The 7,591-nt window shown below is 51.6% G+C and carries 8 protein-coding genes; 3 read left to right on the top strand and 5 right to left on the bottom strand.

Annotated features, from left to right (window positions below; translation table 11 throughout):
- Positions 1 to 74: GTP-binding protein (locus ACR0P9_RS05135; protein WP_432617960.1), on the bottom strand; the 74-nt coding region annotated here is incomplete at its 3' end.
- A 185-nt stretch (positions 75 to 259) separates the two neighbouring features.
- The gene (locus ACR0P9_RS05130; RefSeq protein WP_432617958.1) at positions 260 to 832 is read right to left on the bottom strand and encodes a flavin reductase family protein; all 573 of its coding nucleotides are present in this window, start codon (positions 830 to 832) and stop codon (positions 260 to 262) included.
- A gap of 142 nt (positions 833 to 974) precedes the next feature.
- Between ACR0P9_RS05130 and ACR0P9_RS05125 the strand changes: the two genes are divergently transcribed.
- Entirely contained in the window at positions 975 to 1,307 is a 333-nt protein-coding gene (locus ACR0P9_RS05125) for a winged helix-turn-helix transcriptional regulator (protein ID WP_432617956.1), read from the top strand.
- A 61-nt stretch (positions 1,308 to 1,368) separates the two neighbouring features.
- On the opposite strand, the gene ACR0P9_RS05120 is transcribed toward ACR0P9_RS05125, so the two are convergent.
- From ACR0P9_RS05120 to ACR0P9_RS05110, 3 genes are all read right to left on the bottom strand, one after another.
- On the bottom strand, positions 1,369 to 2,181 hold the full coding sequence (locus tag ACR0P9_RS05120; protein WP_432617954.1) for a P-loop NTPase: 813 nt from the start codon (positions 2,179 to 2,181) through the stop codon (positions 1,369 to 1,371).
- A 188-nt stretch (positions 2,182 to 2,369) separates the two neighbouring features.
- Positions 2,370 to 3,827 carry an MATE family efflux transporter gene (locus ACR0P9_RS05115; RefSeq protein WP_432617952.1) on the bottom strand — a complete coding sequence of 486 codons (1,458 nt, stop codon included), beginning with the start codon at positions 3,825 to 3,827 and terminating at the stop codon, positions 2,370 to 2,372.
- Positions 3,828 to 4,086: 259 nt separating this feature from the next.
- Entirely contained in the window at positions 4,087 to 5,856 is a 1,770-nt protein-coding gene (locus tag ACR0P9_RS05110) for an ABC transporter ATP-binding protein (protein ID WP_432617950.1), read from the bottom strand.
- Positions 5,857 to 6,044: 188 nt separating this feature from the next.
- Between ACR0P9_RS05110 and ACR0P9_RS05105 the strand changes: the two genes are divergently transcribed.
- Together ACR0P9_RS05105 and ACR0P9_RS05100 are read left to right on the top strand one after the other, a co-directional pair.
- Positions 6,045 to 6,287, top strand: a complete 243-nt coding sequence (locus tag ACR0P9_RS05105) for a helix-turn-helix domain-containing protein (protein WP_432617948.1) — start codon at positions 6,045 to 6,047, stop codon at positions 6,285 to 6,287.
- Positions 6,288 to 6,402: 115 nt separating this feature from the next.
- Positions 6,403 to 7,464, top strand: a complete 1,062-nt coding sequence (locus ACR0P9_RS05100) for a phosphodiester glycosidase family protein (protein ID WP_432617946.1) — start codon at positions 6,403 to 6,405, stop codon at positions 7,462 to 7,464.
- Positions 7,465 to 7,591: the final 127 nt, after the last annotated feature.

The raw sequence follows: 7,591 nt of genomic DNA, 5'->3' as shown, positions 1-7,591 counted from the left end.
TCTGCCAGCGTGGACTTGCCGTGGTCGATGTGCGCGACGATGGAGAAATTACGGATTAGGGATTGATCTTTCATGCATATCTCCTTTCCACCGCCTTTTGCCGCGGCGGATGTGTGCAAAGTAAAATCGGACAAAATACCGTCCATTCGTACCTATCAGTATAGCATAGCGCGGGTTTTGCCGCAAGTCCGCAATCGGACAGAAAAGCAAAGCCGCTGCCGGAAAGGATCCGACAGCGGCAACGGCTTGTGGGTGGTATTTAGTTGTTCATGAGCGGCATACCTGTGTTCCATGCCTGCCCAACTTTATCTCCGATGGCATAGTAGCCATTCTGGAACTGATCGAAAACGAATGCCTGCAGCTTTGTCGGATCGACCTTGCCGGATTCGTTCAAAACAGCTTCGTCTGCCAAGACACCGACGATTTCACCGATGACATGGAAGCCATACGATTCATTGCGTGCTTCGACTACGCGGCATTCCAGTGTGAGCGGGAATTCCTGTACAACCGGTGCATCAACTTTTTCGCTCTTGACGGCGGTCAGACCGGAACGCTCGAATTTATCCGGCATGTTGTTGCCGCTGGCGATGCCAAAGAAGTCGGCAGCTTCGATGTGCGGAATATCTGCAACGCTCAGCGTAAAGGCACCGCGCTCTTTGATGTTTTTCGATGTTTTGTGGTCTTCATCAATATTGAGAGACACCATGTTGTGCGCACAGATGCCGCCCCATGCCATGTTCATGACATCGACCGTGTCCTGCTCGCCGTATGTGGCAATCATGAGTACCGGCATCGGAAACAGAAACGGCTTTACGCCCAAATCTTTTTTCATGATAGTATACCTCCTAGAATCTTGTCATTGACTTTCCTGTGGTTGTTATCTAAAATTATAACAGACAAAGAAAAAGAAACAAGTACTGTTATTTTTGACAGGTACTATCTTACAGGGAAGTGTTATGATGGAAAGAAACTGCATGAGAAAATATATTGAGCAGGCTAATTTTGAGGATACCGGCTTCAGCTATACGATGTCTCTCATCAGCGGAAAGCACAAGATGGTCATTTTGTACTGCCTGATGGAATTTGAAACCGTGCGATTCAATGAAATGAAACGGTATTTGCAGCACATCACGGATAAGACGCTGAGCAGCAATTTAAAAGCACTGGAACAGGACGGGCTGATTTGCCGCAAAGAATATCCGCAGATTCCGCCCAAAGTGGAGTATTCGCTGTCCGAGCGCGGTAAATCCCTCATGCAAGTGCTGGATCAGCTGTGCGAGTGGGGCGCGAAACATAGACCGGAGTAAAAAAACACCAGTTCCGGAGCATTTCCGGTTCTGGTGTTTTTTCTTTGCATAATTTCCTGTCTTACAGGGCAGCGATCTTGTCACATGCCTTGGACAGATCCGGCAGCTCGACATCTTCGAGTGCACCGGCATCGCAGGCGGATGCCAGAGCCGGATTCATCGGCAGCTTGGCGAGAACGTCCAGATTGTGCTCCTTGGCAATCTCATCGACATGGCTTTCGCCAAAGACAGAGATGTGCTTGCCGCAGTCCGGACATACCACATAGCTGTAGTTTTCGATGACACCCAGAATCGGGATGTTCATCATTTCAGCCATTTTGACTGCCTTGGTAACGACCATGGATACCAGCTCCTGCGGAGAGGTCATGACGATAATGCCGTCAACCGGCAGGGACTGGAAGACCGTCAGCGGAACATCGCCGGTTCCTGGCGGCATGTCGACAAACATAAAGTCAATGTCTTTCCAGATAATATCCGTCCAGAACTGCTGAACCGCACCGGCGATAACCGGACCTCTCCAGATCACCGGGTCAGAGGCATTTTCCATCAGCAGATTGATGGAGCAAACGTCAATGCCGGTCTTGGTAGCCATCGGGTAAACGCCTTCTTCTGTTGCGCCCAGCGTACCGGTCAGACCAAAGCCCTTTGGGATGGACGGTCCGGTAATATCTGCGTCCAAAATGCCGCAGTGTGCGCCCTTGCGCTGCATAGCGACCGCAAGCAGGGAAGTTACCATGCTCTTGCCTACGCCGCCCTTACCGCTGACAACGCCAATGACCTTCTTGATCTTGGACAGCGGATGCGGTGCCTTGAGCAAAGATTCCGGCTCGCCGCAGCTTCCTCCGCAGCTGTCGCAATCATGATTACAGCCCATGATAAAGTCAACTCCTTCTAAACAATTTTCTTTGTGAGTGCTGTCATTATATCATATCCAGCGCATTTTGCAAGATACTGTGCAGAAACAGAGTGAAAAGCCGAGATGAGGAAAAGAAAAAAGGCTGACATCCGAAGATGCCAGCCCTGCCAGAAAAAAGAGAGGTTTAAAAAGTAGAAAAAGCGAAATTAGTGTGCACGCTTATGGAAAAACGAGGTGCGCTGTGCACGCGGTGCAGTCTCGGTCTGCTGCGGCTCTGCCGCTGCCGGACGGTGAATCTTCGGCAGATGAATGCCGGCCTTTTGCGCATCGCGCATGTACTTCGGCACCCAAACGTTGCAGACGTAGAAAATGATGGAAAGAGAGGTGCCAATGACCCAGCCGAGCGGGTATGCATAGCAGACACCGGCAAAGCCCATCATCGGGACCATGATATAAGCCAGAGCCACGCGCAGTGCCAGATCGACAAGCGTGGTAATCATAAACGGTCCCATGGCGCCGCCGCCGCGCAGTGCGCTGTCGCAGCAGTTTTTGATGCCGACGAGCGGATAGAACGGAGCGACGATGAGCAGATATTCAATGCCGACGCTGATGACCGTGCCGTTGGAGCTGCTGCCGAGGAACAGCTGCAAAATCGGCTGACCGGCAACAAAGAACAGAACGATAATCGAGCCAATGACAAGTTCCGACATGATGATGCAGTCGCGCACGCCCTGACGCACGCGCTTGATGTCCTGTGCGCCGATGTTCTGTGCGGCAAAGCTGGACAGGGCATTCGGCAGTGCATTCATAACCATAATGGCAAACGTCGAAACTTTGAGCGCTGCGGAGAATCCGGCAACGGTGTTGGAGCCGAGCGGATTGACCAGACCCTGTACACAGAAGACGCCAACGGAGACAAACGACTGCTGGCAAATAGACGGAATCGCAATCAGTGCCATACGACCGAGCAGATGGCGGTCAAACCGCTTCGGCTTCTGGGTCGTGTGAATGCGGGACAGACGGCGAACCAAAGTAACGACAGCGAGCAGAGAGGAAATACCCTGCGCAATCAGCGTTGCCCAAGCAACACCGGAAATGCCCATATTCAGCTTGCTGACAAAGAAAATATCCAGAATGACATTGAATGTCGTAGAAAAAGCGAGGAAGTACAGCGGGGTGCGGCTGTCACCCAAGCCGTTAAAGATCGCGGTGGCCGTGTTGTACAGGAACAGAAACAGCAGACCGGCGATGTAAATACGCAGATAAATCATGGTCGGCTCGAAGATGTTCTTCGGCGTGCTGATGAGCTGCATCAGGGCCGGACAAGCGACTTCACCGACAGCGGTCAGCGTCAGAGCCAGCGTAATCAGAGAGATCACCGCGGTGCTGACGGCGGTGCGCATCCGCACGATGTCGTGTGCGCCGAACAGCTGCGAGATGACAACGGAGCAGCCGACACTCGCGCCGGTAGCGACGGCGATAAATAGAACCGTAATCGGATAGGCGGCACCGGTTGCTGCCAGAGCGTCTACGCCGAGAAAGCGTCCGGCAATCACGCTGTCTGCCAAGTTATACAGCTGCTGGAAGACCATGCTGAGCAGCAGCGGAATGACAAACTTAATCAGAATCTTAAAAGGCGAGCCTTTTGTCATATCTGTAATCATAATTTTTCTTACCTCTTTGTGAAACGGGAGTGAGCGTTCTCTTTCAAAACCGTAAGCGATTGTATCACAGAATGTGACCAAAATGTAAGCGGAAAAATAGACAGGTTTTTGAAAAAATGGAATGGGTATCTTGTACAAAATTTATTGTGAAATTTTGGGCAAATCTCCCAAAAGACAATCGAACCGCAACAATCAAAAAGCCAGCCCGTTCTCTCCCGAACGGACTGGCAAAATGCTTTTTCTGCTGTATCCAAGCGCATCACCGCATATCTGAATACATACTGTATAATTCTTTATAAATTCCGCCTTTTGCAATCAATTCCTCGTGAGAACCCTGCTCAGCGATGCCGTCCTCTGTGAGGACAAGAATTTTATCCGCGCCGCGGATCGTTGTCAAACGGTGGGCAATCGTGAACACGGTTCTGCCGTGTGCGAGCTTTTCCAGCGACTGCTGCACAAGGCGTTCGCTCTCGTTGTCGAGTGCACTGGTGGCTTCGTCCAAAATCAGCACCGGAGGGTCTTTTAAGAACACGCGCGCGATGGAGATGCGTTGCTTCTGACCGCCGGACAGTTTGACGCCGCGCTCACCGATAAACGTATCGTAGCCATTAGGCAGAGAGGAGATAAAGTCATGTGCACCGGCGAGCTTGGAGGCTTCGATGATTTCTTCGCGCGTGGCATCGGGTCTGCCGTAGGCGATGTTGTGCAGAACGGTACCGGAAAACAGGTAATTGTCCTGCTGCACGACACCGATGTGCGAGCGCAGCGAATGCAGCTGGAGCTTGCGCACGTCTACGCCATCCAATTTGACGCAGCCACTAGACACATCGTAAAATCGTGGAATTAAATTACAGAGAGTAGTCTTACCGCCGCCGGACGGACCGACAATAGCAATGTTTTGACCGGCATCAACGTGTAAATTGATGTGTCCGAGCACTTCGCCCGCATCATCCTCATAGGAGAACGAGACATCTTCAAAATCTACTTCACCGCGCACATGCTCGCAGGGAATGGCATCCGGCGCGTTGGTAATGTCCGGCTGCTCGTCCATGATTTCCAGAAACCGGTCAATACCGGTCATGCCGCGCTGGAACTGTTCCATAAATTCGACAATGCGGCGGATCGAGGTCAACAGCGTCTGCACATACAGCAGATAGGCGACAAAATCGCCCGGATGAATCGCGCCGTGCAGCAAAAAGACACAGCCGAGCACGAGAACCACCAGATTCATCAAGCCGTCAAACGCGCGGGTGGTCGCCTGAAAGCCGCCCATCCAGAAGTAATTGCGCTTTTTGATGTCCAGCCAGCGCGCATTGCCCTTGGCGAATTTCTCTTCTTCAGCTTCTTCGCGGGCAAAGGATTTGACGACGCGGATGCCGAGCAGAGAATCCTCAACTTGCGCGTTGATTTCACCGACCTGCCAGCGCGATTCCTTGAATGTCTCGCGCATTCGCCGGTTAAACTTGTAGCAGCACACCAGCATGATGGGCAGAACGGCAAACGTAAACAGCGTCAGCGGGACATTGACGGACAGCAAAATGGCAAACGACACGAGAATTTTGACACCGGCGATGAAAAATTCCTCCGGGCAGTGATGCGCAAATTCGGTGACGTCGAATAAGTCCGAGGTGATGCGCGCCATGAGCTGGCCGACTTTCGCGTTGGCGTAGTACCGAAACGACAGCTTTTGCAGATGATGAAACAGCGTCGTTCGCATGTCGGTTTCAATCCGTGCGCCCATGACATGGCCGATGTTTGCCATATAGTAAGCACCTGCGGTGTCAATCACGCGCAGCACGAAATACAAGACGCCCAGCCGAACGATGAGATTTGCCGTCAACTCCGAGAGATTGTACTGAGCAAGGTTCATCACGTACCGGACGATGACCGGCAGTGCCAGCTCGCAGATTGTCGTCAGCGAGGCACAGAACAGATCCAAAATCAGCGTGGGTACATAGGGGCGAAAATACGGGGCAAAGCGGCGAAACAGCTCCGCTGTGGAGCGGGTTCGTCCATGTTTTTCTTTCAAAATCAGTTCATCCTTTCTAAATATCAAACAAAACTAGCATACAACAGGCGGTCGGTCTTGGCAAGAGGCAATTGAAAGATACCGGAATATGACTGCTTTGTATGTTTAACTGAAAAGAGGTAATTTTTTCAACTCAAAACCGTTATCCTGAATAAGGGAGAATTGACAAAGGCATGAGGTGAAAAGTTATGACAAGCGGAGAGGCAGTGCGTTTGCGAATTGAAGAGCTGTGTCGAGAAAATAAGATCACGGTGAACAAATTGGCTACCATGAGTGGAATTACGCAGTCTACGCTCAACAATATCGTCAGTGGAAGAAATCGAAGTACGACGATTGGGACGATACAGAAAATATGCGATGGGCTAGGGATGACGATTCAAGAATTTTTTGAATCGAATCTGTTCGATCATTTGGAGCAGGAGCTGCGCTGACGGAATTCATTTCCGCTCAGCGCTTTTTCTTTCCCGCGTGTCCAAATCTACACGAAAATCTGTGCCAATCTATGGTATAATAAGCAGGACATGCAACAGAGAAAGAAGGGTCGGCATGAAAAAGCACAGACTGCCGGTGTGGGCACTGGCGGTAATTGACTTGGCGGCGGGTGCTGTGTGCGTGGGATTGGTGCTGCTGGTGCTGTATGTGCTCCCGCAGGGCACCGTGGTGTCGGACAACGAGACACAGGAAACGGCGGCGCAATTTGCGCTTCCTTCCCAGGGCAGCGGTGAGACGACAGAGAGCACGGATGCCGGACTTGGTTTTCCAGCGGCGAGCCAGAACAACTGGAGCCACGCGGATACCATTTCGTTGGCGGCAGACCAAACCGAGATACAGGCGTTTGCGGACGAGAAAAAGACGCGAAAAACGTTGTTTGACGACAAAACAAGCACGTCAAACATCAAAATCGAACAGATTACCTGCACGGTAAATAACCAGCCAATTGTCTATTTTGCGGCGGATGTCTATGTCACATCGACACAGAAGGTCAAAACGGCGTTTGCTAAATCCATGTACGGAAAAAATATTCGGGATTTTGTCAGTACCATGGCAAAGCAAAATCAGGCGTCGTTGGCGATTTCCGGCGATTCTTACGGCGAGAGCGACAGCGTGTGTGTCATTCGCAACGGCGAGGTATACAGCAAAGATCCGGGCACTTCCGACGTCTGTGTGCTGTTTTCCGACGGCGTGATAAAGACTTACCCTGCCTCGCAGTTTGACGCGGACAGCGTGATTGCGCAGGGCGCGTGGCAGGCGTGGACGTTTGGACCGTCGCTGCTGGACGGCAGCGGCAATGTGCTGGCATCCTTCCATTCGACGGAATATCTCAACAAAATGAATCCGCGCGCTGCCATCGGCTATATTGCGCCGGGACATTACAAATTTGTCGTCGTAGACGGCAGACAGGAGGACTATTCTGCCGGTGTCACCATGTCACAGCTGGCGCAGCTTATGAAGGAAGAGGGCTGCCAGACGGCGTATAATTTAGACGGCGGCAAATCCGCAGTCATGTACTATAACGGCAAAGCGGTGAGCAAGCCGATTGGCGGCGTCAGCCGAACCATCAGCGACATCATTTATATTCCGGCAGACGAAGGAGGCGCGGACAAATGAACTTGTTGAAAGCGGTGCTGCCGCACATAACCATTGTCCTGTGCATCGTATTTCTCGTGCTGTGGATTTTGGACTATTTTAATCCCATGATGCATTTTCTGACGGCGGCTCTGCCCAAGGCACTGCT

The organism is Butyricicoccus sp. (genome assembly GCF_050872565.1).
Taxonomy (GTDB): domain Bacteria; phylum Bacillota; class Clostridia; order Oscillospirales; family Butyricicoccaceae; genus Butyricicoccus_A.
The sequence above is the reverse complement of the archived record's forward strand: the minus strand, read 5'-3'. Positions and strand labels throughout refer to the sequence as shown.

Bases quoted from the DNA above. Each gene is read 5' to 3' on its own strand.
- ACR0P9_RS05130 (WP_432617958.1), bottom strand. From the start codon at position 832: ATGAAAAAAGATTTGGGCGTAAAGCCGTTTCTGTTTCCGATGCCGGTA.
- ACR0P9_RS05125 (WP_432617956.1), top strand. From the start codon at position 975: ATGAGAAAATATATTGAGCAGGCTAATTTTGAGGATACCGGCTTCAGC.
- ACR0P9_RS05120 (WP_432617954.1), bottom strand. From the start codon at position 2,181: ATGGGCTGTAATCATGATTGCGACAGCTGCGGAGGAAGCTGCGGCGAG.
- ACR0P9_RS05115 (WP_432617952.1), bottom strand. From the start codon at position 3,827: ATGATTACAGATATGACAAAAGGCTCGCCTTTTAAGATTCTGATTAAG.
- ACR0P9_RS05105 (WP_432617948.1), top strand. From the start codon at position 6,045: ATGACAAGCGGAGAGGCAGTGCGTTTGCGAATTGAAGAGCTGTGTCGA.
- ACR0P9_RS05100 (WP_432617946.1), top strand. From the start codon at position 6,403: ATGAAAAAGCACAGACTGCCGGTGTGGGCACTGGCGGTAATTGACTTG.